26 protein-coding genes are annotated in these 22,598 nt (G+C 72.4%); 9 read left to right on the top strand and 17 right to left on the bottom strand.

What is annotated here, in order from left to right; genetic code table 11:
- Positions 1-40 precede the first annotated feature (40 nt).
- From cmk to der, 3 genes are all read left to right on the top strand, one after another.
- Positions 41-766, top strand: a complete 726-nt coding sequence (gene cmk / locus AC3AGO_RS26930; protein WP_487824835.1) for a (d)CMP kinase — start codon at positions 41-43, stop codon at positions 764-766.
- 65 nt (positions 767-831) lie between these two features.
- Positions 832-1,425, top strand: coding sequence for a lysophospholipid acyltransferase family protein (locus tag AC3AGO_RS26935; RefSeq protein ID WP_487824836.1), 594 nt, complete (start codon positions 832-834; stop codon positions 1,423-1,425).
- A gap of 139 nt (positions 1,426-1,564) precedes the next feature.
- A complete protein-coding gene (gene der, locus AC3AGO_RS26940) occupies positions 1,565-3,034 on the top strand; it encodes a ribosome biogenesis GTPase Der (protein ID WP_487822820.1) in 1,470 nt (489 codons plus the stop codon).
- 365 nt (positions 3,035-3,399) lie between these two features.
- On the opposite strand, the gene AC3AGO_RS26945 is transcribed toward der, so the two are convergent.
- Both AC3AGO_RS26945 and AC3AGO_RS26950 read right to left on the bottom strand, forming a co-directional pair.
- Positions 3,400-3,723 (bottom strand): hypothetical protein, encoded by a 324-nt coding sequence (locus tag AC3AGO_RS26945; RefSeq protein ID WP_487822821.1) that lies wholly within the window; start codon positions 3,721-3,723, stop codon positions 3,400-3,402.
- A 136-nt stretch (positions 3,724-3,859) separates the two neighbouring features.
- On the bottom strand, positions 3,860-4,714 hold the full coding sequence (locus AC3AGO_RS26950) for a hypothetical protein (protein WP_487824837.1): 855 nt from the start codon (positions 4,712-4,714) through the stop codon (positions 3,860-3,862).
- A gap of 473 nt (positions 4,715-5,187) precedes the next feature.
- Here AC3AGO_RS26950 and AC3AGO_RS26955 point away from each other — a divergent pair, with 473 nt between their 5' ends.
- Positions 5,188-5,847 carry a transglycosylase family protein gene (locus AC3AGO_RS26955; protein WP_487822822.1) on the top strand — a complete coding sequence of 220 codons (660 nt, stop codon included), beginning with the start codon at positions 5,188-5,190 and terminating at the stop codon, positions 5,845-5,847.
- A gap of 189 nt (positions 5,848-6,036) precedes the next feature.
- Here the strand turns inward: AC3AGO_RS26955 and AC3AGO_RS26960 are convergent, their stop codons facing one another.
- Genes AC3AGO_RS26960 through AC3AGO_RS26970 form a run of 3 tightly spaced genes read right to left on the bottom strand, consistent with a single transcriptional unit; the run spans position 6,037 to position 9,565 of the window.
- A complete protein-coding gene (locus tag AC3AGO_RS26960; protein WP_487822823.1) occupies positions 6,037-6,693 on the bottom strand; it encodes an ABC transporter ATP-binding protein in 657 nt (218 codons plus the stop codon).
- Positions 6,690-9,185 (bottom strand): ABC transporter permease subunit, encoded by a 2,496-nt coding sequence (locus AC3AGO_RS26965; RefSeq protein WP_487824838.1) that lies wholly within the window; start codon positions 9,183-9,185, stop codon positions 6,690-6,692. Before AC3AGO_RS26965 ends, AC3AGO_RS26960 begins: the two co-directional genes overlap by 4 nt.
- Entirely contained in the window at positions 9,167-9,565 is a 399-nt protein-coding gene (locus tag AC3AGO_RS26970; RefSeq protein ID WP_487822824.1) for a hypothetical protein, read from the bottom strand. Before AC3AGO_RS26970 ends, AC3AGO_RS26965 begins: the two co-directional genes overlap by 19 nt.
- A gap of 118 nt (positions 9,566-9,683) precedes the next feature.
- Here AC3AGO_RS26970 and AC3AGO_RS26975 point away from each other — a divergent pair, with 118 nt between their 5' ends.
- The 4 genes from AC3AGO_RS26975 (at position 9,684) to AC3AGO_RS26990 (ending at position 12,974) form a co-directional block, all read left to right on the top strand.
- Positions 9,684-10,211 carry an MTB12 C-terminal domain-containing protein gene (locus tag AC3AGO_RS26975; protein WP_487822825.1) on the top strand — a complete coding sequence of 176 codons (528 nt, stop codon included), beginning with the start codon at positions 9,684-9,686 and terminating at the stop codon, positions 10,209-10,211.
- A gap of 68 nt (positions 10,212-10,279) precedes the next feature.
- Positions 10,280-11,569, top strand: a complete 1,290-nt coding sequence (locus AC3AGO_RS26980; protein ID WP_487822826.1) for an ABC transporter substrate-binding protein — start codon at positions 10,280-10,282, stop codon at positions 11,567-11,569.
- 221 nt (positions 11,570-11,790) lie between these two features.
- The gene (locus AC3AGO_RS26985; RefSeq protein WP_487822827.1) at positions 11,791-12,744 is read left to right on the top strand and encodes a hypothetical protein; all 954 of its coding nucleotides are present in this window, start codon (positions 11,791-11,793) and stop codon (positions 12,742-12,744) included.
- 62 nt (positions 12,745-12,806) lie between these two features.
- The gene (locus AC3AGO_RS26990) at positions 12,807-12,974 is read left to right on the top strand and encodes a hydrophobic protein (RefSeq protein WP_487822828.1); all 168 of its coding nucleotides are present in this window, start codon (positions 12,807-12,809) and stop codon (positions 12,972-12,974) included.
- A 26-nt stretch (positions 12,975-13,000) separates the two neighbouring features.
- Here the strand turns inward: AC3AGO_RS26990 and ctaD are convergent, their stop codons facing one another.
- The 11 genes from ctaD to AC3AGO_RS27045 form a co-directional block, all read right to left on the bottom strand.
- Positions 13,001-14,758, bottom strand: coding sequence for an aa3-type cytochrome oxidase subunit I (gene ctaD, locus AC3AGO_RS26995; protein ID WP_487822829.1), 1,758 nt, complete (start codon positions 14,756-14,758; stop codon positions 13,001-13,003).
- Positions 14,759-14,899: 141 nt separating this feature from the next.
- The gene (locus AC3AGO_RS27000) at positions 14,900-15,202 is read right to left on the bottom strand and encodes a gas vesicle protein K (RefSeq protein ID WP_487822830.1); all 303 of its coding nucleotides are present in this window, start codon (positions 15,200-15,202) and stop codon (positions 14,900-14,902) included.
- Positions 15,195-15,434 carry a gas vesicle protein gene (locus tag AC3AGO_RS27005; protein WP_487822831.1) on the bottom strand — a complete coding sequence of 80 codons (240 nt, stop codon included), beginning with the start codon at positions 15,432-15,434 and terminating at the stop codon, positions 15,195-15,197. Before AC3AGO_RS27005 ends, AC3AGO_RS27000 begins: the two co-directional genes overlap by 8 nt.
- On the bottom strand, positions 15,412-16,317 hold the full coding sequence (locus AC3AGO_RS27010) for a GvpL/GvpF family gas vesicle protein (protein WP_487822832.1): 906 nt from the start codon (positions 16,315-16,317) through the stop codon (positions 15,412-15,414). Before AC3AGO_RS27010 ends, AC3AGO_RS27005 begins: the two co-directional genes overlap by 23 nt.
- Entirely contained in the window at positions 16,310-16,687 is a 378-nt protein-coding gene (locus AC3AGO_RS27015) for a gas vesicle protein (RefSeq protein WP_487822833.1), read from the bottom strand. Before AC3AGO_RS27015 ends, AC3AGO_RS27010 begins: the two co-directional genes overlap by 8 nt.
- Entirely contained in the window at positions 16,684-17,829 is a 1,146-nt protein-coding gene (locus AC3AGO_RS27020) for an SRPBCC family protein (RefSeq protein ID WP_487822834.1), read from the bottom strand. The genes AC3AGO_RS27015 and AC3AGO_RS27020 overlap by 4 nt, the downstream gene beginning before the upstream one ends.
- Positions 17,822-18,619: a DNA primase gene (locus AC3AGO_RS27025; RefSeq protein ID WP_487822835.1), complete on the bottom strand. Its 798-nt coding sequence runs from the start codon at positions 18,617-18,619 to the stop codon at positions 17,822-17,824. The genes AC3AGO_RS27020 and AC3AGO_RS27025 overlap by 8 nt, the downstream gene beginning before the upstream one ends.
- Position 18,620: 1 nt before the next feature.
- Complete coding sequence (locus AC3AGO_RS27030; RefSeq protein WP_487822836.1) at positions 18,621-18,875, bottom strand: gas vesicle protein GvpG; 255 nt, start codon at positions 18,873-18,875, stop codon at positions 18,621-18,623.
- A 6-nt stretch (positions 18,876-18,881) separates the two neighbouring features.
- Positions 18,882-19,664 carry a GvpL/GvpF family gas vesicle protein gene (locus AC3AGO_RS27035; RefSeq protein ID WP_487822837.1) on the bottom strand — a complete coding sequence of 261 codons (783 nt, stop codon included), beginning with the start codon at positions 19,662-19,664 and terminating at the stop codon, positions 18,882-18,884.
- Positions 19,661-20,104, bottom strand: a complete 444-nt coding sequence (locus AC3AGO_RS27040; RefSeq protein WP_487822838.1) for a gas vesicle structural protein GvpA — start codon at positions 20,102-20,104, stop codon at positions 19,661-19,663. Before AC3AGO_RS27040 ends, AC3AGO_RS27035 begins: the two co-directional genes overlap by 4 nt.
- An 80-nt stretch (positions 20,105-20,184) precedes the next feature.
- Positions 20,185-20,478 (bottom strand): gas vesicle protein GvpO, encoded by a 294-nt coding sequence (locus AC3AGO_RS27045; RefSeq protein ID WP_487822839.1) that lies wholly within the window; start codon positions 20,476-20,478, stop codon positions 20,185-20,187.
- Positions 20,479-20,735: 257 nt separating this feature from the next.
- Between AC3AGO_RS27045 and AC3AGO_RS27050 the strand changes: the two genes are divergently transcribed.
- On the top strand, positions 20,736-20,951 hold the full coding sequence (locus tag AC3AGO_RS27050) for an I78 family peptidase inhibitor (protein ID WP_487822840.1): 216 nt from the start codon (positions 20,736-20,738) through the stop codon (positions 20,949-20,951).
- Positions 20,952-21,108: 157 nt separating this feature from the next.
- Here the strand turns inward: AC3AGO_RS27050 and AC3AGO_RS27055 are convergent, their stop codons facing one another.
- Positions 21,109-22,233: a phosphatase PAP2 family protein gene (locus AC3AGO_RS27055; protein WP_487822841.1), complete on the bottom strand. Its 1,125-nt coding sequence runs from the start codon at positions 22,231-22,233 to the stop codon at positions 21,109-21,111.
- Positions 22,234-22,598: the final 365 nt, after the last annotated feature.

Genomic DNA, 22,598 nt, shown 5'->3' on the forward strand with positions numbered 1-22,598 from the left:
CCGCCCGTGTTTCGAGAAAGGTCCCTCCACCGTGTCTGCAGTGATTGTCGCCATCGACGGCCCCTCCGGCACGGGCAAGTCCAGCACCTCCAAGGCGGTCGCGGCCCAGCTCGGCCTCAGCTACCTGGACACCGGCGCGCAGTACCGGGCGATCACCTGGTGGATGCTGACCAACGGCGTGGACGTGAACGACACCGACGCGGTCACCGCCGCGGCGGGCAAGCCCGCCGTCGTCTCGGGCACCGACCCGGCGGCGCCGACGATCTCCGTGGACGGCCAGGACGCCGCGGGCCCGATCCGTACGCAGGAGGTCACCTCCGCGGTCAGCGCCGTGAGCGCCGTGCCCGAGGTGCGTACCCGGATCACCGAACTGCAGCGCGGCATCGCCGCGGAGGCCCCGCGCGGCATCGTCGTGGAGGGCCGGGACATCGGCACCACGGTGCTGCCCGACGCCGATCTCAAGATCTTCCTCACCGCCTCTCCCGAGGCGCGTGCGGCGCGGCGCAGCGGCGAGCTGAAGGGCAAGCCCGGGGAAGCCGCCACCGACGTGGCGGCCACCCGCGCGGCGCTGGAGCAGCGGGACAAGGCGGACTCCAGCCGCAAGACCTCCCCGCTGAAGCAGGCCGGCGACGCCGTCGAGGTCGACACCACGGAGCTGACGCTGGAACAGGTCATCGAGTGCGTGGTCACCCTCGTGGAGAAGGCCGCCGCGGGGGAGTCCACCGCCGAGCAGGTCGCGCAGGCCGGGCAGGTGGCGGCGGAGTGACCGGCGACGGCTCCCTGCCCAGCGCGCGGGGCGCCGCGGCCGGCCGCCGCATCGGGATCGGGCTGATGCAGGGGCTGTGGAAGCCCCGCGTGCTCGGCGCCTGGCGGATGCCTTCGGCGGGGCCCGCGATCCTCGCGGTGAACCACTCGCACAACATCGACGGACCGATGCTGATGGGCACCTCGCCGCGGCCGGTGCACTTCCTCATCAAGAAGGAGGCCTTCGCCGGGCCTCTCGACCCTTTCCTGCGCGGCATCGGGCAGGTCAAGGTCGACCGGGAGAGCACCGACAGGACCGCCGTCACCCACGCGCTCGGCGTGCTGGAAAACGGCGGCGTGCTCGGCATATTTCCCGAAGGCACCCGCGGCGAGGGCGACTTCGCGTCGCTGCGCTCCGGCCTCGCGTACTTCGCCGTACGGTCGGGGGCGCCCGTGGTGCCCGTGGCGGTGCTCGGCAGCACCGACCGGCGCAGCCGGCTGGTGTCCGGGATGCCGCCGCTGCGCAGCCGCGTCGACCTCGTGTTCGGCGACCCGTTCGAGGCGGGCGACGGCAGCGGACGGCGTACGCGCACGGCGCTGGACGAGGCGACGGTGCGCATCCAGCAGCGGCTCGCCGGCCATCTGGCCGACGCGCGGCGGCTGACGGGACGGGAGCGCTGAGCCCCGGCGCGCGCCGTCTCATCGCAGATTTGAAGCAGCCGTACCCGCAGACTTGAAGCAGCGGCCGTACGCGGCGACCCGAAGGGCCATCGCGTACGGCGGCGGACCACCTGACGCAGAACGACGAGGACGACACGTCATGAACGACCAGACACACTCCGGCGGCGACGAGCACGAGCAGGGCGAGCTCGGCGACGCCGAGTACGCGGAGTTCATGGAGCTCGCCGCGGAAGAAGGCTTCGACCCCGAAGAGGTGGAGGGCGCGCTCGGCGAGGCCGGGCACGGACCGCTGCCGGTGCTCGCCGTGGTGGGCCGGCCGAATGTCGGCAAGTCGACCCTGGTGAACCGGTTCATCGGCCGCCGCGAGGCGGTCGTGGAGGACCGCCCCGGCGTCACCCGGGACCGGGTCACGTACGAGGCCGAGTGGGCGGGCCGCCGCTTCAAGGTCGTCGACACCGGCGGCTGGGAGCAGGACGTGCTCGGCATCGACGCGTCGGTCGCCGCGCAGGCGGAGTTCGCGGTGGAGGCCGCGGACGGCGTCGTCTTCGTGGTGGACGCGATGGTCGGCGCGACCGACACCGACGAGGCCGTGGTGAAGATGCTGCGCCGGGCCGGCAAGCCCGTCGTGCTGTGCGCCAACAAGGTCGACGGCCAGTCCGGTGAGGCAGAGGCCGCCTACCTGTGGTCGCTGGGCCTCGGCGAGCCGTACCCGGTGTCCGCGCTGCACGGCCGCGGCACGGGCGACATGCTCGACGCGGTGCTCGACGCGCTGCCCGAGGCGCCGGAGCAGACGTTCGGCACGGCGCTCGGCGGACCGCGCCGCGTCGCGCTCGTCGGCCGCCCGAACGTCGGCAAGTCCTCCCTGCTGAACAAGCTCGCCAAGGAGGACCGGGTCGTCGTCGACGAGGTCGCGGGCACCACCCGTGACCCGGTCGACGAGCTCATCGAACTCGGCGGCAAGACCTGGAAGTTCGTCGACACGGCGGGCATCCGCAAGCGGGTGCACCTGCAGGAGGGCGCCGACTACTACGCCTCGCTGCGCACCGCGGCCGCCATGGAGAAGGCCGAGGTCGCCGTCGTCCTCATCGACGTCAGCGAGTCGATCAGCGTCCAGGACCTGCGGATCATCACCACCGCCGTGGAGGCGGGCCGCGCCCTCGTCCTCGCCTACAACAAGTGGGACACGATGGACGAGGAGCGCCGCTTCTACCTGGAGCGGGAGATCGAGCGGGACCTCGTGCAGGTGCAGTGGGCGCCGCGGGTCAACATCTCGGCGCGTACGGGCCGGCACATGGAGAAGCTGGTGCCGGCCATCGAGGCCGCGCTGGACGGCTGGGAGACCCGGGTGCCGACGGGCCGGCTGAACTCCTTCCTCGGCGAGATCGTGGCCTCCCACCCGCACCCGGTGCGGGGCGGCAAGCAGCCGCGCATCCTCTTCGGCACCCAGGCGGGCACGAAGCCGCCGCGCTTCGTCCTCTTCGCCTCCGGCTTCCTGGAGGCGGGCTACCGCCGGTTCATCGAGCGGCGTCTGCGTGAGGAGTTCGGCTTCGAGGGCACGCCGATTCATATGAGCGTGCGGGTGCGGGAGAAGCGCGGCAAGAAGAAGTGACGGGCGCTCGCGCTGAGCGGTGCGGGGTGAAGTGAGGGGGCACCCGCGCCGGGCTGGGGGTGTGGGGGTCGTCCCCCACAGGGCTGCAGCATCGAGCGGCGGCTGCGTGAGGAGTTCGGCTTCGAGGGCACGCCGATTCACATGAGCGTGCGGGTGCGGGAGAAGCGCGGCAAGAAGAGGTGACGGGCGCTCGCGCTGGGCGGTGCGGGGTGAAGTGAGGGGGCACCCGCGCCGGGCTGGGGGTGTGGGGGTCGTCCCCCACGGGACCGCAGCGAAGAAGTAGGTGTACGCCGAGGGCCCGGGGCCGCCGTCAGTGGTGGGGGCCGGGCCCTCGGGGTGTTGTGCCGCGCCTTGCTGACGGGGCGTCAGTAGCCGTACGAGTGGCCGTCGCGGGGGCCCGGCGGGAGCGCGGCAGGCAGCGCGGGGCGGCGCGGAGCCGCCCCGCTGTGCCAGGGGCCGCCGTGCCACGCGTGGTGGTGCCACGTGTGGTCCCAGCGGCCCACCCCCGTGCCGTGCACCGTGCCGAACCCCTCGAACGCCAGCTCCTCCTCGCCCGAACGGTCGCCCGGAAGGGCCCGGAACAGACGTCGGTACTCCGCGTAGAGCGAGTCGTAGATCGGCGTACCGGAGTCGCCGGCGGAGTGGTTGCGGTGCGGACTGCGGTCGTGGGGAGGTTCGTAGGGTTGCACACGGGGATCAACGATCCCGCCGCCCGGCGGGTGCGGGGCCGGGCGGCGAATGACCTGATCGCAGGCGTACCCGGAGGGCTGTCCGGATGAGCACGGATACGCGTGCGAACGGACGGCCGCCGGGCGGCGGGACCCGTCAGGTACCCGCGAGCGGCATGGTGGCGGCGACGAGCACGCCCCGCTCCGACGCGCTGTCCAGCGCGTCCCGCAGCAGGTCCTCACGGGGCTGCTGGCCGATGGAGCCGGACGGCGCGGCGTAGACGAGGACCGAGCTGTTCTTGGTGGCCGTGGTGCGCCACTCGTCGGTGACCGGCAGCGGCTGGTGCGCCTGCCACCAGGCGACGGGCTGGACGCTGCCGCTGCCCTGCGCCGCCGGCTGGAGGATGGCGTGCAGCCGTCCCGTGGCGAGCAGCACCGACCAGCCGGACAGCGACTGCGGCACCTTCGCGGTGTCCGTCACCGGCATGAAGCCCTCCTCGATGAGGAGCGGCAGGAAGTCGTCGCCGGGGCCGTCGGACCCGGGGCGGACGATGGCGCCGGTCGGCTCGACGACGAGCGCGGCGTGCAGCGCGTCGTCGATCAGCACCTGGCCGCAGGTGATGCCGAGCACGGCCTGCCGGGGGGCGGCTTCGGGCCCGCCGGCCGGTGCGCTGTCGGGCGCGGAGGCCGGCGCCGGCACTCCGGCGGAGGGCTGCTCCGGGGCCGGGGCCGCGGCACCGGCCTCGTTTCCGGTGATGTACCGGACGGCGCCCTGCAGTTGCTCCTCGGACACCGTCACGACCTGCGAGGGGATGCAGGTGGCGTGCGCGAACGCGAGCACTGCCGTTTCATCGCCGACGAAGAGGACCGTGCTGGTGCGCTGCTGCCCGGTGTTGCCCGGGGTGCGGCACGAGGTGCAGTCGTAGCTGCCCGGTGCGTTCTCTCCGGCGAGCAGCCGGTCGGCTTCATCGTCGCCGATCTCGGCACGTACATCGTCGCTGACATCGAGCATGGGGGACACGAGGGGCTCCTGGCATTCGGGTCTTGTCCGTATGGACAACGGACGATCTGTGGCAGCGGTCACGCGGCACCGGCTGCCGAATCGATGTATCGACCGCGGGGAGTGAAACCGGCACCTGTTTTGGTGACGGACCGTTAATCCATGCGCTGTGAAGGGAAGTTCGGCCGGTGAGCTGAGTCACAGATCAATGAGGATGTGGGGTGAGATATGACGATATCGCCGCGCTTTGTGGGTGTCCGAAAGTCGCCGTTAAGGCGGGTAACAAGCGACTGGCCTGGAACGACGGGGTTGCAGTTGATAGTGGGGCTTTGGTGTCCATACATTCCGCGGCGGTGCAAGGAGCACCACCCGGAACAGCGGGGCGGAGAACCGGCGTCGGATGCGCACGGTGTCCGCCCGTGGCGGGGGAACCGGACGGCCGAGTGCCGTCCGGGCGCCGTCCGGGGTCATGGAGAGGGATTCCTTTGTCCATACGTCGTGTCACGGCAGTGCTCGCGGGTGCCGGTTTCATCGCACCCCTGGCGCTCATCGCCGCCACCGCCGGATCGGCCGAGGCGGCGCCGAACGACGGTGTGTGGGACCGCATCGCCCAGTGCGAGAGCGGTGGGAACTGGAACACCAGCACCGGCAACGGCTACAGCGGAGGGCTGCAGTTCTCCCCCAGCACCTGGCGCGCGTACGGCGGTGGTTCCTACGCGCCGAGTGCCGACGGGGCCAGCAAGGAGCAGCAGATCGCGGTCGCGAGCAAGGTGCAGCAGGCGCAGGGCTGGGGTGCGTGGCCCACTTGCTCGTCGAAGGCCGGCGCGAGTGGCTCGGCCCCGGCGGCCCAGGCCGCACCGGAGTCGAAGCCCGTTCAGCGCGCTCAGCCCGAGCGGCAGGCGGCACCCGAGCAGCAAGCCGTCCCCGAGCAGCAGGCCGTCCCCGAGCAGCAGGCCGCACCGCGCGACGCGGTGCGTGCCGACCGCGGCCAGGACCGCGGCAACTACACGGTGCGGAGCGGTGACACGCTCGGCACCATCGCGGCGGCGCACGGCTCCAGTTGGAGCGCCGTCTACCAGTCCAACCGGGCCGTCATCGGCGCCGACCCGGATCTGATCGTGCCCGGCCAGCAGCTGAGTCTGTGACGCGACGCGTTTCTGGCGTGATCCGCGGCTTGTGAGCGGATGGCCCCGTTCGGCCCATGGGCCGGGCGGGGCCGGCGCGTGCGCTCGCGCTCTGCGCTTTGCGGGGCGGCGCGTTTGCCGCTTCGTGTGCCCCTTGAGTGGGTCGGGCGGCTGCGGTTCGCGTGTGGTTTGCGCAGTTCCCCGCGCCCCTTATCTGGTGGTCTTCTCGCCGGGTTCGCCCGTGAATGTCACTGTGCCGCGGCGGAGTTCGTGTATCAGTGTGACCGCTTCGGCCAGGGCCGGGGTGAGGTGCTGTTCGGCGAGCAGTACGGTGCGGCCGTCCCGGACGGCCGCCGTCAGCAGCGCGTACGTGAGCTCCGTGGCGGCCGGGGACATGCCCTGCGTGGGCTCGTCCAGCAGCAGCACCCGGGCCGGTGAGCGCAGGGCCCGTGCGAGGGCGAGCATGCGCTGCTCGCCGCCCGAGAGCGTCGCCGCCGTACGGGGCAGTAGCGCCGCCAGCGCCGGATAGGGCAGCGAGGGCTCCCGCAACGGGCGGCGGGGTACACCCAGTTGCTCCGCCACCGTGAGGGAGCCGAACACGGCACGGCGCTCCGGGACGTACGCGAGACCCCGGCGGGCCCGTACGTGCGCGGGCGTGCGCGTGATGTCGGCGCCGCGCCACAGTGCGCGGCCCCCGGAGAGCGGAACGGTGCCGGCCAGGGCGCGCAGCACCGTGGTGCGGCCCGCCCCGTTGCCGCCCAGCAGCGCGGTGAGACGGGCGGCGGGTACCACGAGGCTGACGCCGTGCAGGGCCTCCAGCGGGCCGTAGTGCACGCGGGCGCCGTACAGGGCGAGTTCGACGGTCACGGCGAGGGCTCCCGGCTGCGGCGCGGCGGCCCGTCCGGTGGCGGTCCCGGTGTGCGGCCGGCAGTGGGCTCCAAATGGTGCACGGTGTCGGCGATTTCGCCGACGAGTGCCTGGTCGTGCTCGATGAGGAGGACGGCCGTGCCGTCCGCGGCGAGTGCCCGCAGGAGCCGGCCGAGCGCGGCGCTCTCGGCCGTGTCTAGGCCCGCGGTCGGCTCGTCGAGGAGCAGCGTGTGCGGGTCGGTGGCGAGTGCGCGGGCGAGTTCCACGCGGCGCAGTACGGCGGTGGGGAGGCCGCGGGCCGGGGCGCCGGCGAGCGGTTCGAGCGCCAGGAGCCTGAGCGCCCGGTGGGTGAGCGCGTCGGACGTCCGGGCGCCGCCCCCCTGTTCGGCGCCCAGGCGGACGTTCTCGGCCACTGTGAGGGACGGGAACACGGCAGGCTGCTGGAACGTACGGGCCACCCCGAGGCGTGTGCGGGTGTGCGGGGGCAGCCGGGTGACGTCCCGGCCGTCCAGCAGTACGCGGCCCGTGAGGGGGCGCAGCGTGCCGGCCAGACAGTGGAACAGGGTGCTCTTTCCCGCGCCGTTGGGCCCCGTGAGCGCGGTGACGGCGCCGTGCGGCACGGCGAGCGTGAGGCCCCGCAGCACGGGACGCCCGTCGTACGCGACGGTCACCCCGTCCGCGACCAGCCCCTGCGCGGGGCCGGGCGTGCTGCGTGAGGGGGCACGCTTCGTGACGGGGCTCCGGGAGGGCCCGCCCCGAATCGGCGTCCCGCGCGCGGGAGTTCCGCCGGGCTCCTTCCCGGGGGTGCCGAAGAGTGCGGTGAGGGCGGGGAACAGGCCCGCGCGCAGGGCCGGGACGCGGCCCGTCAGGACGGCGAGGACGCCGATGACGGCCGCGGGCCAGCCCGCGTACGGTCCGGCGTCGAGGGCGACCAGCAGTGCCGCGGCGGTGAGCGCGGCCGTCATCGTGCCGGAGCCGAGCACGAACAGGGCGGCGAACCACAGGAGTCCGCGTACCGGGTCGAACGTGCCGGCGTCGAAGGCGCGGACTCCCATCGTCAGCATCCCGCCGCCCAGCGCGGCCAGGGCCGCACCCGTCACGAACGCCGTCAGTTTGACCCGGGGGACCGCGACGCCCGCTGCCGCCGCGGCCTGTTCGTCGTCGCCGACGGCCGCGAGCGCGCGGCCGAAGCGGCCCCGGCGCAGCAGTGCCACCGTGCCGGCGGCCGAGGCCAGCAGCACGAGTTCGAGGGCGTAGTAGGCGCGGTCGTCGCCGAATCCCGCGGGCCGGTCCGGCAGCAGTTCGTACGGGCGCTCCAGGACGAAGCGGCTGACGGTCAGGGAGATGGCGAGCGTCGTCAGGGCGAGCGCGAGTCCCTGGCGGCGCCAGCCGGTCGCCAGTCCGAGCGGGGCGACCAGCAGGACGCTCAGGGCGAGGGCGAGGAGGTTCGGCATGTGCGGGGACAGCAGTGCCGTGCCGAGCGCGCCGAGGCCCGCGTACGCGGCCTGGCCGAGGGAGATCTGGCCCGTCAGCACCACGAGGGACAGCAGGACGACCGCCAGCGCCGGCACTTGGACGGAGGTCCGCAGGTCGCTCCCGGCGAAGCCGAGCGGCAGCAGGGTGAGGACGCCCGCGACGAGGGCCAGGACGGGCCGGCCCGTACGGGCGTGCCGGCCGGGCGGCGGGGGAGCGGGCCCGGACGGGAGGGCGAGCGCGGCGGCCAGCAGCGCGAGGGCGAACAGGTTCGCGCTCAAGTCGGGGTGTACGCGGGTCAGCTGGCTCTGCGTCACCCCGATGGCGAGGGCCGCGGCGACGGCGACCGGCATGCTGCGCAGCCGCGCGGCGACGGCGACGGCCATGACCTCCATGACGAGCAGCGGCAGCCCGTACGGGTCGAGCCGCAGCTGGGGTGCCAGCAGGACGCCGCTGAGCCCCGCTGTGAACGTGCCGAACGCCCAGCCGGCCGCGGCGACCCGGCCGGCGTGGATGCCGGTCAGTCCGGCGAGTGCGCGGTCGTCGACGACCGCGCGCAGTTCGTACCCGAAACGCGTCCACCGGGTGACCGCCGCGACGGCGGCGGCGAGCAGCAGGACGGTGCCGAGCTGGATCCACGGGTCGCCCGGCAGCAGCCGGGGCGCGTCGGCGCGTGCGCCGGTGCCCCACACGAGCGTCGCCGTGCCGATGAGCAGGATGAAGACGCCGACCGTGGCGACGAGCGCGTGCACCCCGGTCAGGGTGCGGAACACCGCGCGGTCCAGGGCGAGTCCGAGAGCGGGCGCGAAGAGCAGCAGGACGACGGCTGCGGAGAGCGGCAGCGGCCAGTGCCACTCGACGACGAGGTGCCGCAGCACGTACGCGCAGATCATCGCCAGTGCCCCGTGTGCCAGATTGAGCACACCCGTGGCCTTGTACGTGACGATCAGTCCGATGCCGCTCAGCGCGGCGGCGCTGCCGACGGCGAGCCCGGCGAGGGTCAGTTCGTAGGTGAGCATGGCTCGCAGACCGGACACGGTTCCGCGGCGGGGTCCGCCGGCAGGGTCTCCTTGCCGTCGAGGAGCGGACAGTCGGGCCGGTGGGCGAGCCGCCCGCCGGGCACGGACAGCGGCGGTTCGTCCGACGAGGGAGCGCGGGGCTCCGAGGCGTCAACAGTGTGCTCCGGCAATCCGGTTCGCCCCCGTACGGGCGCTCCCGCGCGCGTGGGCGCGAGCAGCAGGGCTCCGGCGACGAGGAGGGCCGCGCCCGGGATGCTGCACGAGGCGAGGTACGGGATCTGCCGCTCGGCGAACCGCTCGCCGGACACCCCGTACCAGCCGAGCACGCACAGCAGGGCGCCCGCCGCGACGGCGGCCCAGCCCGCCGTCCAGGTCCTCATGCCGCCGTTCCGTCCGCCGCCCCGCACGTCCGCATGCCGGTCCCCCCTGTGCCTGTGCACGGCACGTGTTGAGGGGCACTATGCCGTGAGGGGACCGACAGCAGAAGGGGTGGGACACATGGGGGGACGGGGAGCGAGGGCGGCTGTCCGCGCGCTGGTGGCGGCGGGCCTGCTGGTGGCGGCCGCGGGGTGCGGGGACCCGGGCGAGGACCGGGAGTCGGCGCCTGAGCCGACGAAGGAGGAGAGCGTGCGGCCGTCGGTGAGCGAGCAGGGGCCGCAGCCCGCCGACCCGGACGCGGCCAGGGCGGAGGTGCGGAAGAACTGGCAGCGGTTCTTCGACCCGGACGTCTCCAACGACGAGAAGGCGAAGGTCCTGGAGAACGGCGAGCAACTGAAGCTGCTGCTGGAGGCGTTCAACGACGACCAGCGGGGCCGGCAGGTGCGCGCGCAGGTCCAGCGTGTCAGCTTCACCTCCGCGACGGGCGCCGACGTGGACTACGCGCTGACGCTGAAGGGCGCCACGGCGCTGCCCGGCGCGAAGGGCACCTCCGTCGAACAGCGCGGCGTGTGGAAGGTGTCGGTCAAGTCGCTGTGCGCGCTGGTCAGCATGAGCGGCAACGAGGTGCCGAAGGCGCCAGGTTGTTAGACGGTGCAGCGCCAGAGGACGCAGCGTCAGAGGATGCCGCACTGCCGGGCGGTTCCGCGGGCCGGCGTGTGCGCCGGTGTCTGACGGGCGTACTGGCGGCAGTGCTGCTGGCGGGCGCCGCCGGCTGCGGAAGCAGGCTGCCCGAACGGGACTTCACGCACCGGGACCGCGGCCGGGACGACGCCCGTACGGCCGGGCCGCTCAAGGTCGGCATCATCACCAGCGCCACCAGCCCCGTCGGAGGCGACGCGTTCACCGGTCCGCGGGACGGCGCCCGCGCCTACTTCGACAGGCTGAACCGCGAGGGCGGCGTACACGGCCGCAAGGTGCGGGCCGTCACCTGTGACGACGGCGGCAGCGGCGTCGGCAACAACGCCTGTGTGCAGCGGCTGTTGCAGCGGGACAAGGTGTTCGCGCTGGTGGCGGGCGCCAGCCTGGACTACGCGGGAGCCCGGCGGGTCTCCGCCGCCGGGGTGCCCGACATCGGGGGCCAGCCCGTCGGCGCCGCGTACGACACGTACCCGCATCTGTACGGGATCTACGGCAGTTGGGCGCCGCGCGAGGGGCGTCCCGGCTGGGGCGGAAAACTGTACGGCGGAACGGAGGTCTACCGGTACTTCAAGCGTGAACACGGCGCACGCACGGCAGCCGTCGTCTCGTACAACCAGTCCGCCTCCGCGGCCTACGCCAGACTGCTGACACGCGGACTGCGCGCGGAGGGATACCGGGTGACCGTTCAGCGGGCCGATTTCGCGCTGCCGAACTTCGCGGCGGTCGCTGCCCAGTTGCGCGAACAGAAGACGGATCTGGTCTTCGACGCGCTGGACGCGCACGGCAACGCGCAACTGTGCGAGGCACTCGACGCGGCGGACGTGCGGCTCACCGCGAAGGTCACCAACGTGCAGAACTGGAACGATGACGTCGCGTCGGAGTACAAGCGCGCCCCGCACTGCCGCAACTCCCTCTGGGTGACCGGCAGCAGCCGCAATCACGCGGACACCGGGCACCCGGCCGTACGGGAGTTCCGCACGGAGCTGGCCCGGCAGGGGAAGGGCGGCCCGGCGCTGTCGCAGTGGCAACTGGAGGGCTGGGCGGCGGCCCTGTGGTTCCGTGACGCGGCGGTCTCGTGCCGGGAGTTGACGCGCCGCTGTGTGGAGCGCTACCTGGAGCGGAAAGAGCCCTACACCGCGCACGGGCTGCTGCTGCCCGTGTCGTACCAGCGGCACAGCGAGCCACCTCGGGAGCGCCGCACCTGCCTGTCCGTCGCACGCTGGCGGGACGGGTCCGGATGGGTCACTCAAGGAGGGGAGATGACCCGCAACTGCTTCACCGTGCCCCAGCTCGGCTATCGCCCGTAGCCCCGCTCCCGCGGCCGTTCGGCCCCAGTAGCCCCCTGGTGAGCCGGAGTTCCCGGCTCCGCATCACGATGTCCCATCTCTTCGGGAACAAGGTGGTGATAATGCCCAACCCTCGCACGGAAAAACCGGTCCAACGGGGCGGGAGGCGTCCGGAGGGGGCCGGACGCGACGTACCGTCGGACACGGGTGAAATGCATACTTATTTTCCGAGAAGGGGCGCCGTGACCACCGAGCCGATCGTCCCGCTCGATCCGGCGGCACCGGAGGACGCGGTGCTGCCGCGTGCGGACTGTACCGCCGACCGCGCCGGCGGACTCACCTTCGACGTGGAGCTGCCGGGGCCCGCCGGCGGCGCCCGTACGGAGGCGGAGGCCGCCGCTGCCGGCCTGTCGCGTACCGCGGACGCCGCTCTGCTGCTGGTGCGGCGGGGCGGCCCGGCGGGCGAGGACGCCGACACCGTACGGCTGCCGCTCACGCCCGTCGCGCCGGGCGGCCCGCTGCGGGCCGCCCTGCCCAGCACCATGACGCTCCCGGAAGGCCGGTGGGACGCGTACCTCGAACCCGGCGGCTCCACCGGCGACCCCCTGCGGCTGCGGCAGGGCGTGCACGATCTGCGCCCGCTCGTGGGACGCACCCCGCGGCACGGCCGCACCTGGTTCGGCGTACGCATCCCGTACGCCACCCAGGAGGGCCTGCTCGTCGTGCGGGCCTGGCTGCGCTGGCCGCACGCGGAGGCGGGCGAACTGTTCGTGGGCCAGGACGAACTGGTGCTGCACGGCAGGCTGTACGGAGCCGAACTCGCCGACGGCGCGCGGCTGCTGGCCCGCGCCCGGCGTACCGGCGCCGCGCACACCGATGCCGTCCACACGGAGGCCGTGCAGATCTCCGTCCCCGTCACCCCGGACCAGGACGACAGCGGGGCCGAGGGCACGGGGTTCGCGGCCGCCCTGCCGTACGCCGAGCTGACCGGCTGCGCGGTGTGGGACCTGCTGGTGGCGCCCGGCGGCGCCGCGGAGCCGGCCCGCATCGCGCGGATACTCGACGATGTGCCGGACAAGAAGCTGCTGTTCGTCCATCCGCCGCGCGAGGTGGCGGGGGAGGGCGGCCTCTTCACGGTCCAGCCGTACTACACGCTGGACAACGACCTCTCCGTGCGGGTGACCGAAGGCGTCTAGCCCCAAGAGGCCGGTGTACAAGGCGAGTTGCTGGCAACCCGGCCCGCGGAGGTGGACGACTGATGGTTCCCATTCTGCTTGTACTGCTGCTCGCGCTGGTGCTCTTCGGAGCGGGCTTCGCCCTGAAGGCACTCTGGTGGATCGCGATCGCCGTCCTGGTGGTCTGGCTGCTCGGCTTCCTGATGCGCAGCAGCGCCGGCGGCCGCAGGGCACGCTGGTACCGCTGGTGACCTGCGGCCGGCGGTGACGCCGAGGTTCAGCGAGAGGGTCCGGATCCGTCCGGGCCCTCTGCCGTGCCCCCGGCCTCCCCCGCGTCCCCGGCCTTCGCGGGCTCCGCGGCCTTCGCGGGCTCCGCGCCGAACACGCCGGAGGGGACCTCCGGATGGTGCAGGTCGAAGGCGGGGGACTCGGAGCGGATCCGGGGCAGCGTCACGAAGTTGTGCCGCGGCGGCGGGCTGGACGTCGCCCACTCCAGCGAACGGCCGAAGCCCCACGGATCGTCCATCTCCACCTTCACGCCGTACTTGGCGGTCTTCCAGACGTTGTAGAGGAACGGCAGCGTGGACAGCCCCAGCAGGAACGCGCCGATGGAGGAGAGGGTGTTGAGCGCGGTGAACCCGTCGGCGGCCAGATAGTCCGAGTACCGGCGGGGCATGCCCTCGACGCCCAGCCAGTGCTGCACCAGGAACGTCAGATGGAAGCCGGTGAACAGCGTCCAGAAGTGCAGCTTGCCGAGCCGCTCGTCCAGCATCTTCCCGGTAAACTTCGGCCACCAGAAGTAGAACCCGGCGAACGTCGCGAACACCACCGTGCCGAACACCACGTAGTGGAAGTGCGCCACGACGAAGTACGTGTCGGACACGTGGAAGTCGAGCGGCGGCGACGCCAGGATGACGCCCGTCAGCCCGCCGAACAGGAAGCTCACGAGGAAGCCGACGGCCCACAGCATCGGCGTCTCGAAGGAGACCGAGCCGCGCCACATCGTGCCGATCCAGTTGAAGAACTTCACCCCCGTCGGCACCGCGATCAGGAACGACATGAAGGCGAAGAACGGCAGCAGCACCGCGCCCGTGGTGAACATGTGGTGCGCCCACACGACGACCGAGAGCCCGGTGATGGCCATCGTGGCGCCGATGAGCATCACATAGCCGAAGATCGGCTTCCGGGAGAACACCGGGATGATCTCCGTGATGATGCCGAAGAACGGCAGCGCGATGATGTAGACCTCGGGATGCCCGAAGAACCAGAACAGGTGCTGCCACAGCAGCGCCCCGCCGTTGGACGCCTCGAACACCACGGCGCCGAACCGCCGGTCGGCCTCCAGGCACAGCAGCGCCGCCGCCAGCACGGGGAAGGCGATCAGCACGAGGATCGACGTGAACAGCGTGTTCCAGGTGAACACCGGCATCCGGAACATCGTCATGCCGGGCGCCCGCATCCCGATGATCGTCGTCAGGAAGTTGACCGCGCCCAGGATGGTGCCGAAACCGGCCAGCGCGAGCCCCATGATCCACATGTCCGCGCCCACACCCGGCGAACGGGTCAGCGAGTTGAGCGGCGCGTACGCGAACCAGCCGAAGGCGGCCGGACCGCCGGGCGTCAGGAAACCGCCGAGCACGGTCAGCCCGCCGAACAGGAACAGCCAGTACGAGAGCATGTTCAGCCGCGGGAAGGCCACATCGGGCGAACCGATCTGCAAGGGCATGATCTCGTTGGCGAAGCCCGCGAACATCGGGGTGGCGAACAGCAGCAGCATGATCGTGCCGTGCATCGTGAACGCCTGGTTGAACTCCTCGTTGGTCATCAACTGGAGCCCCGGACGGGCCAGTTCGGCCCGCATCAGAAGCGCCAGCGCGCCGCCCACCAGGAAGAAGCCGAAGGACGTGATCAGATACAGATGGCCGATCTTCTTGTGGTCCGTGGTGGTCAGCCACTCCACGAGCAGCCGTCCGGGCCGCCGCGGGTGCCCCGCGGGCTGTGCTCCGGCCGCCACGTCGGCGGTGTGCGTCGCCATGCCGTGCCCCTTCGCTAGCGTGCCAACGGGCCGTACGGACTGCGGTGTTCGCGCTGCGCGGGCCTGACCGGGCGGACTGTGTCCGCGTGTCCGGCCGGACTGTACAGCGGGGGCCGCAAAGCCCAGCCCATGATGGCGCCGCTAGTCGCGCGGCAGCAATGGGCCGAGCGGGCCCAGGTCCAGGTTGAGTTCGGACGGGTCCAGGCCGTAGCGGTCGCACAGCTCGTCCATCCGCTCGGCCAGCAGCATCAGGGTGAGACCGATCCGCTCCTCCTGCTCGTCGCTCAGATCGCCCTGGTCGACACGGCGCAGGGCCTGGCGCTCCATCAGCTGGCGCAGCAGCTCGATGATGGTCAGCACCAGGCGCATCAGATCGCGTTCGACGGTGTCCCGGTCCAGTTCGACGGTGCGGTTGCCCTGGCTGTTGCCTCGGTGCTCACTCACGGGGCGGCTCCTCGACGAAGGGGGAGGGGACGCGGTCGTTCACCGAACTGACCAGCGCCCGCAGGTCGATGCGGACCAGGTCCACATCGGCGATCCGCAGGGTCAGATCACCGGCGATGACGGCGCCCCCGGCCAGCAGCCGGTCCAGCAGGTCGACCAGCGCGATCTGGCGCTGTGCCAGTGGCTGGTCGAACCTGGCGTCCCGGAGCTCAGCTTCGTACGGCTGTGTCATGCGGCTCTTCCGTCAGCGCCTCGGCGAAGGAGTACGGGGCCCACGGACCCGTCAGCTCGATCCGCACCCCCTCCTCACGCGCCGTCAGGTCCCCGACCCGGTCGGCGAAGGCGCGGGAGCGCTCCTGCGGTACGAGATAGGCGGCGTTGAGCAGATTGTCGGCGGCCATGCCCGACAGCTTCGGATGCTGCGGCCGGTGCAGCCTGTGCTGCTCGGCGAGGCCCGTGAGCTCCTCGTGCACCTCGCGGGCGCACGCCTCGGAGCGGGCGGCCCGCCGCTCGCCGGCCTGCCGGGCGCTGCTGCGCTGCCGCAGATACGCGCGACCGGCACCGGCCACGGGCGCCGAACGGCGGTTCGTACGGGGCGAGTCGGGGCCTTCGGACCGCTCCCCGTCGGACCGCGGGGCCTCGGTGCTCTGCTCGGTCCCCACGCGCTGCGGGGCCCCGGCGCTCTGCGGGGCTTCGGCGAAGACCTTCACGCCCCATTCGACGCGGCCGGTCAGCGCGTCCAGCGCCGCCGTGAAACGCTCCCGGCCCTCGTCGAGCAGCCGCCGTACGCCCGCCTCGTCGTGGCAGACCGTGGCCAGCCGCAGCGGCAGCACGTCGGCCGACCCGGCGGCCTCGGCCACCACACTCTGATGGGCGCGGGCCGTACGTTCCAGCCAGTCCATGTCCTCCAGGTTCCGCCGCAGCCCCGCCTCGTCGAACTCCGCCCGGGGGACGGGCCCGGCGAGCGCGGCGAGCTCGCCGTGCCGCACGGCACGGACCGGTCCGCCCGCCACCCCCGCCACGGTGCCGGACACCGGAGGCGGGCCCTCCGGTGCGGCGTCGCGCGCGCGGAGCACGGTGTAGACGTACATCAACTGCGCCCCGTCGTCACTCACTCTCGGCCTCCAGCTGCTTCCGCTCCAGCTCGGCGATGCGCTCGCGCAGCCGCTCGTTCTCCTCGCCGAGCCGGTCGTGTCCGTTCCCGCTGACCGCCGCGTTCTCCTTCTCGCGCGCGGTCTCGCGCTTGCGTGCCTGCGAGGACAGCGAGGGGTCGTCGCGCCACCAGTCGATGCCCATCTCCTCGGCCCGCTCGACGGAGGCGACGATCAGCCGCAGCTTGATGGTCAGCAGCTCGATGTCGAGCAGGTCGATGCGGATGTCGCCGGCGATGATGATGCCCTTGTCCAGGACGCGTTCGAGGATGTCGGCGAGGTTGGCGCTGCTGCCGCCGCCGGACGGGGCCTGGCGTTCGGGGAGAGTCGTCATCGCACACGCTCCGGTTCGCGCTCGGGTTCGTAGACCTCCTCGTCCTCGTCCGCGATCTCGGCCTCCTCGTCCCGGAGTTCGTCCGCGTCCTCGTCCTCGCCGTCTTCCCGGTCCTCGTCCTCTTCCGCCTCGTACGTCTCCTCGTCGTCCTCGTCGTCCTCGTCCGGCTCCTCGTCCGGCTCGCGCTCCGGCTCGTCGTCCTCGGCCGCGGGCTCCTCGCCGTCCGGGCCCTCTTCCGTCGTCGCGGGCTCCTCCGCCGGCTCGCCGTCCTCGTCCTCGACGGCCTCCTCGTGGCTGCGGACGACCTCGCCGTCGCGGATCTCACCGCGCCACTCGCCGGTCGCCTCGCCGCGCATCATCACGAAGCGCTGGTAGTGCTTGAGGTCGAGCCGGACCCGGCGGCCCTGGGCGCGCCAGATGTTGCCGGTCTTCTCGAACAGGCCCTTGGGGTAGTACTCGATGACCAGCAGCACCCGCGTCAGGTTGTCGGTGAGCGCGTGGAAGGTCACCACACCCTTCGTGCTGCCCTTCGCACCCTCGGACGTCCAGGCCATCCGCTCGTCCGGCACCTGCTCGGTGATGTCCGCCTTCCAGCTGCGGCTGGACCAGAAGATCTTCGCCCGCCAGTTGGCCGTGGTGTCGTCCGCCGCCTCGACCCCCTGCACGCCCTTGGCGAAGGTGCCGAACTCCTGGTACTGCGTCCACTGGTTGTACGCCTCGCGCACCGGCACACCGACGTCGATGTGTTCGGTGATGTTCATGAACTTGGCCGTGCCGCCACCGCTCCTGCGCTTGCCGCCGAGGCTCTTGAAGGCTTCCTTCGCCTTGTCCTTGACGTTGCCCGCGCCGATCTCCAGGGCCGACCGTACGGGCCCCTTGCCCTCGGCGAACTTCTTGCCGCCCTGGGCGGCCATCCTGGCCAGCCCCGGACTCTTGCCCTCGGCGATGTCGTTGAGCTTGTTCGTGGTGTCGCCGAGCTTCCGGCCGGCACCGGTCACGATCCGCTGGACCTGCGCCGCCGCGTAGCCCGCGGCTTCCTCCTTGAGCCGTTCGACGGCGGGGCCGCTGGTGAGGCTCGTCCTCAGCTCGTCCAGCGCTGAACCGCCGTCCCGCGAGCTGCTGTTCCGCTGCTGCTCAGCCACGGCGACCGCCCCCTCCGGAGGCTCCGGCCTTCTTGGCGGCCGACTTGCCCGCCGAGGCGGCCGTCTTGCGGGCGGACGAAGCCCCCGCGGCGGCCCGCTTGGCGCCCGAACGGGCCGTGGAGCCGCCCGCCGCACCGGACTTGGCGCCGTTCCCGGCGCCGCTCTTGGCGCCGGTGCCGCCCTTGCCGTCGGTCTGGGCGCCGCTCTTGGAGCGGGTGTTCGCGCCGCGGGCGCCGTTGCCGGACGTGCCGGACTGCTTGGGGCTCTGCTTGGGGCTCTGCTTGGCGTCCTGTTTCGAGTTCTGCTTCGCGGCCTGCTCGGGGACCTTCCGCGCTGCCTCCGGCACGGCTGTCGTACGGCGGGCGTTGGCCGCCTTCTGCGGCTTCCGCTCCGGCGCGGCGGCCGCCGCCTCGTCCTCGTCGGGCTCGCCGTCGTCCGCGTCTTCCTCCTCGTCCTCGTCCAGCAGCCCCGCCGGGGCGAGCTGTTCGCGGATGCCTTCCGTACGGCCGTGTAGCGAGTCCGCGAGGGACTCCAGCTGCCGGTTGACCAGCGCGCCGGTCGCGGCCTTGCCGACGCCCGAGAAGTCCTCGCGCAGCTGCCCGCCGAGCTCGGCCAGTTGGGGGTTGTTCCTGATCTGGTCGCCGACCAGTCCGGCGAGCTTCTGCGGGCTGAGGTCCAGCCGTTTGCCCAGCACCATGCCGCCGACGCCGAGCGCCAGCCGGCCCTTCTTGGTACGGCCCAGCACATAGCCGCCTGCGACGGCCAGTGCGAGACCCGTGCGGTTCTTCATCTCAGCGCTCTCCTCGTTCTTCCTGTCGTCTCCTCGTCGCCTCCAGCCGGTCCAGCAACTCGTCCTCCCGCCGGTCGAACTCCTCCTCGCCGATGGCCCCTTCGTCCAGGGCCTGGGCGAGGCGGCGGAGTTCGGCCTGGATGGCGGCCGGGTCGTAGTACTGCCGTTCCGCCTCGGCGACGACCTGCCGGAGCACCCATCCGACGCCGCGGACGGGTGCTGCCGGCAGCATCAGCACTTCACCGATGAGGCCCACGTGGCGTCACTCCGCGTGCTGCGGGGACGGCTCCGGGGCCGGCGCGTTGCCGGGGGCGGGCTGCGTGACGAAGCTGTACGGCGGCAGCGGCCCGGAGATCTGCACCTCCAGCTGGGGGTTCTGCTCGCGCAGCTGCTCCGTCGCCTCGATCAGCTCCGGCGCGTCGTCCCGCTCGCCGTCCCGGCGCACCAGGAACGAGAGGTTGACGAGCCAGCCCGAGCCCTCGGGCCCCGGGCAGTGCCGGTCGGCGAGCGGGGCGAGTGCCTCCTCGACGCGCCGGGCGTCGCGCACCTCGCGTGCCCTGACCGCGTTGGCGACCAGCTCGCCCAGCCGCAGCCTGTCCTGGTATGTGCCGCCGCCCGCCGCCTTGTTGGCGGCGCTGAGCGCCTGCACCTCGGCCTCTTCGGCCAGCACCTGGTGCAGTACGGCCTCCTCGTTGTGCGCGGCCTTCACGTTGAACTCGACGCGGCCCTCCAGCTCCGCCAGCTGGCCGCGGTAGTGCTCGGCGTGCTCGGCGAGCACCGAGCGCACCGTGTCCTCGTCGGCGGAGACGCTGCCGAAGCGCAGCGGCAGCACCACGTCGGAGGAACCGGCCTCGGTCAGCACCTGCTGATGGGCCAGCAGATCGCGGCGCTTGGGCCGCAGATCCTCCGGGCAGTCGCTGACGACGGCGGCGAGGCCGCCGGCGCGCAGGGTGCGTACCGGGCGCGGCGGGTCGCCGATGCCCTCCATGCGTTCGGGCAGCGCCGGATGGTCGTCACGGGCGATGCCGTACACGTAGACGCTCACTCCGACTCCTCCTTACGGCGCGTCGTGGTGCGGCGCTTCGCACCGGCGCTCTCCTTCTGCCGGCCGTCGGACGACTCCTCGCGGCCCTGCTTGAAGGCGTCGGAGAAGGTCTCGGCCGCGCCGGACAGCGCGCCCTTGGTCTTGCCGCGGGCGCCCGACTCCGTGGCGTCGTTCACGATTTCGGGCAGCCCCGGGTCCTTGTTGGCGCCGGTCTCGAGGTCGAGGCGGTTGCACGCCTCGGCGAAGCGCAGATACGTGTCGACGCTCGCCACCACGACCCGGATGTCGATCTTGAGGATCTCGATGCCGACCAGGGAGACGCGGACGAACGCGTCGATCACCAGTCCGCGGTCGAGGATGAGTTCCAGGACGTCGTAGAGGCCACTGGTGCCGCCGCCTCCGCCGCCCCCGCTCTGCTGCTGTGCCGGAACAACGGTCATGTCGTTGCCCCCCTCCTGGGCGATGGGTGCCGCCCGGTCGGCCCGCGCGCCGGACTCGTGCGCGACGGGCGTGTCCGTGGTCAGGCGCCTCCCCGCGCCGGCCCGGCCCTGCCGCGCTCGAAGCGGCCCAGCTGCCGGTAGCCGGTGAGCTTTCCGCTGCTGCCGACGGTCACCTCGTAGGACGCCAGCAGGCTCATCGTGTCGGGGATGCGCTCGAGTTCGAGCACCTGGATCTCCACCACCCAGCCGTCCTCGGACGGCTGGAGTCGCGACACGTTCTCCACGTGCATACCGGTCAGTGCCACGAGCTCGTCGCGTGCGACGCGCATGACTTCGATCGGTGTCAACTCGTCGTTCTCTGCCTCGGGTTCCACCGGGCGGCGGGTACCCGGACGTCGCCGCCCAAACAGAAATCGAGCCGCACCGTGAATTCCAGGTGCCCTCCCGTACGCCGGTTTTCGCGCAAGGATTCGGGGAAGTGCCGGGCGCGGAAAGAGAAGGGTCCTCACCCGCACGTACGGGTGACACGAGTAACTCCGGAGAAGGACTGCGGCGTTGTGACAGAAGTGTGACGCGGCGCGGATCAGGGCGGGACTTCCGGGCTGATAGAGGAGACCGTACGGTGGCGGGCATGGCACCGGAAACAGCAGGACCGGACGCGTCCGGGGACGAGCCGGACAGCTACGTGGGACTCGCCGCCGACGAGGCGGAACGGCGTGCGTACGAACGCGGTTGGAGGACTGTGCGGACGCTCGCGCCGGACGCGGTCATCACCATGGAGTACCTGACGGGGCGCATCAATCTCGCCGTCGACGGCGGCACGGTGGTGCGCTGCTGGCCGGGCTGACCCGGCCTGCCGCAGCACGACAGCGGGCGGACATACGCGCGGCCCCGGCACTCACGCGGAGTGCCGGGGCCGTGGTGTGCGGGGAAAGACTGTGCGTACCGTCCCCGCGGTCTGTGGGTTCCCGTCGGGGACGGACGTTACTCGCCCCGTACGGCGGCTATTTGCTGTTGCCGCGCGGACCCAGCGGCGCGGTGCGCGGGCCCGGGCGGTCCGGGTAGCCCCGGCGCGGCCCGGGACCCGGGGCGGGCGCCGGGGTGACAGGGGCGCGCTCCGCGCGCAGCGGGTGCTGCCGCGCGCCGGAGTGGTGCGGGCGGGACGTGGCGTTGGCGGCGGACCCCGTGGCGGCGGAGCCGGTGCCGGCAGCGGCGGTGGCGGGGGACGGGCGTGCTCCCGGAACGCCCGTACCGTCTGCCGCCTCGTCCTGGAGGGTCTGCGCGCTGTGCGCCGGCTCCGTGTCGGCGGGACCCTGCGTCATCAGCGGGGCGCCGGCGCCGGCCGCGCCCGCGGGGGAGACGGGGGCCGGCAGCAGGCCCCGGCCGCGCCGGCCCGCGGTGCGCAGCCGCTCGCGCAGCGCGAAGACCAGCGCCTCCGCGTAGGCGATGGCGGGCTCGCACCAGGGCAGCGCCAGCAGGACGACCAGGCCCGCGGCCCAGCCGAGGACGACGTCGCTCGCCCAGTGGGTGCCCAGATAGACGGTCGTCGCGCCGATGGTGAGGGCGAAGAAGGCGGCGACGACGGACAGCACCCGGCGGGCCCGCGGGGTGGTGGCGAGGTAGGCCAGGATGCCCCAGGTCACCACGGCGTTGGCGGTGTGACCCGAGGGGAATATATCGCCGCCGGCGAAGAGTTCGGCCGAGCCGATGGAGGTCGCGTAGTGCGGGCCGAGCCGGCCCAGGCCGAACTTGACCGCGCCGACCGTGGCGTTCAGCAGGAACAGCGAGCTGCCCAGCACCAGCAGGGGCCGCAGCGTGCGCTGCCGCCAGGACCGCCAGCCGAGCCAGGCCATCACGAGGACGGCGGTGGGGCCGCGCTGGCCCAGCACCACGAAGTAGTCGAGGAACGCGTGGACTTCCGGCCACTGCTTGTAGGGCCGGAAGAGGAACAGCTGCCAGTCGAGCCGCACCAGATCTGTCGGCATGACCACGGCAAGGACAATGAGCGCATACAGCACCAATGTCGTGCCGAACAACGCCTTGCGGGTTCGGCTCATCCGCGGGACATCGCGGCTGCTCGGTCGCTCCGGCTCTTGCTCGAGCCGGGCGAGGATTCGGTCGGTACGCACCCAATCGACGGTACATCGACCGTGAGAGGTGGCCTGACATGTCACCGGGTTCGTGATGACGATGTGATGTGGAGTGTGTCTCACCCGACTCTTTGTTCCATGAATTCCTGCAGCTTATCCGCGACTTACGTCGCGCAATCCGGTCGACTTTGCCGAGACACATTCCACACGGTGCACAGAATTGAAGTTCACCGCCGCGTAAGCGGGAATTCCTCCTTCCCTTCCCCGGCCGGGGAAAGGGTGCGCGCCCCGCGCTGCCCCCGGTGCGCACTGGGCCGCGCCCCCCGACGTCGCCTACCCTGCTCTGGGCGCTGCGTCATGCCGGGCCCGAACGGGGCTGCACCGTGCCGTGCCCGGCGGGGAGG

The organism is Streptomyces sp. BL1, assembly GCF_057628045.1.

What these genes read in the sequence shown, in the direction of transcription:
- AC3AGO_RS26935 (WP_487824836.1), top strand. Translation starts at nt 832, where the DNA reads ATGCAGGGGCTGTGGAAGCCCCGCGTGCTCGGCGCCTGGCGGATGCCT.
- der (WP_487822820.1), top strand. Translation starts at nt 1,565, where the DNA reads ATGAACGACCAGACACACTCCGGCGGCGACGAGCACGAGCAGGGCGAG.
- AC3AGO_RS26950 (WP_487824837.1), bottom strand. Translation starts at nt 4,714, where the DNA reads ATGCTCGATGTCAGCGACGATGTACGTGCCGAGATCGGCGACGATGAA.
- AC3AGO_RS26965 (WP_487824838.1), bottom strand. Translation starts at nt 9,185, where the DNA reads ATGCTCACCTACGAACTGACCCTCGCCGGGCTCGCCGTCGGCAGCGCC.
- AC3AGO_RS26970 (WP_487822824.1), bottom strand. Translation starts at nt 9,565, where the DNA reads ATGAGGACCTGGACGGCGGGCTGGGCCGCCGTCGCGGCGGGCGCCCTG.
- AC3AGO_RS26975 (WP_487822825.1), top strand. Translation starts at nt 9,684, where the DNA reads ATGGGGGGACGGGGAGCGAGGGCGGCTGTCCGCGCGCTGGTGGCGGCG.
- AC3AGO_RS26990 (WP_487822828.1), top strand. Translation starts at nt 12,807, where the DNA reads ATGGTTCCCATTCTGCTTGTACTGCTGCTCGCGCTGGTGCTCTTCGGA.
- ctaD (WP_487822829.1), bottom strand. Translation starts at nt 14,758, where the DNA reads ATGGCGACGCACACCGCCGACGTGGCGGCCGGAGCACAGCCCGCGGGG.
- AC3AGO_RS27005 (WP_487822831.1), bottom strand. Translation starts at nt 15,434, where the DNA reads ATGACACAGCCGTACGAAGCTGAGCTCCGGGACGCCAGGTTCGACCAG.
- AC3AGO_RS27015 (WP_487822833.1), bottom strand. Translation starts at nt 16,687, where the DNA reads ATGACGACTCTCCCCGAACGCCAGGCCCCGTCCGGCGGCGGCAGCAGC.
- AC3AGO_RS27025 (WP_487822835.1), bottom strand. Translation starts at nt 18,619, where the DNA reads ATGAAGAACCGCACGGGTCTCGCACTGGCCGTCGCAGGCGGCTATGTG.
- AC3AGO_RS27040 (WP_487822838.1), bottom strand. Translation starts at nt 20,104, where the DNA reads ATGACCGTTGTTCCGGCACAGCAGCAGAGCGGGGGCGGCGGAGGCGGC.
- AC3AGO_RS27050 (WP_487822840.1), top strand. Translation starts at nt 20,736, where the DNA reads ATGGCACCGGAAACAGCAGGACCGGACGCGTCCGGGGACGAGCCGGAC.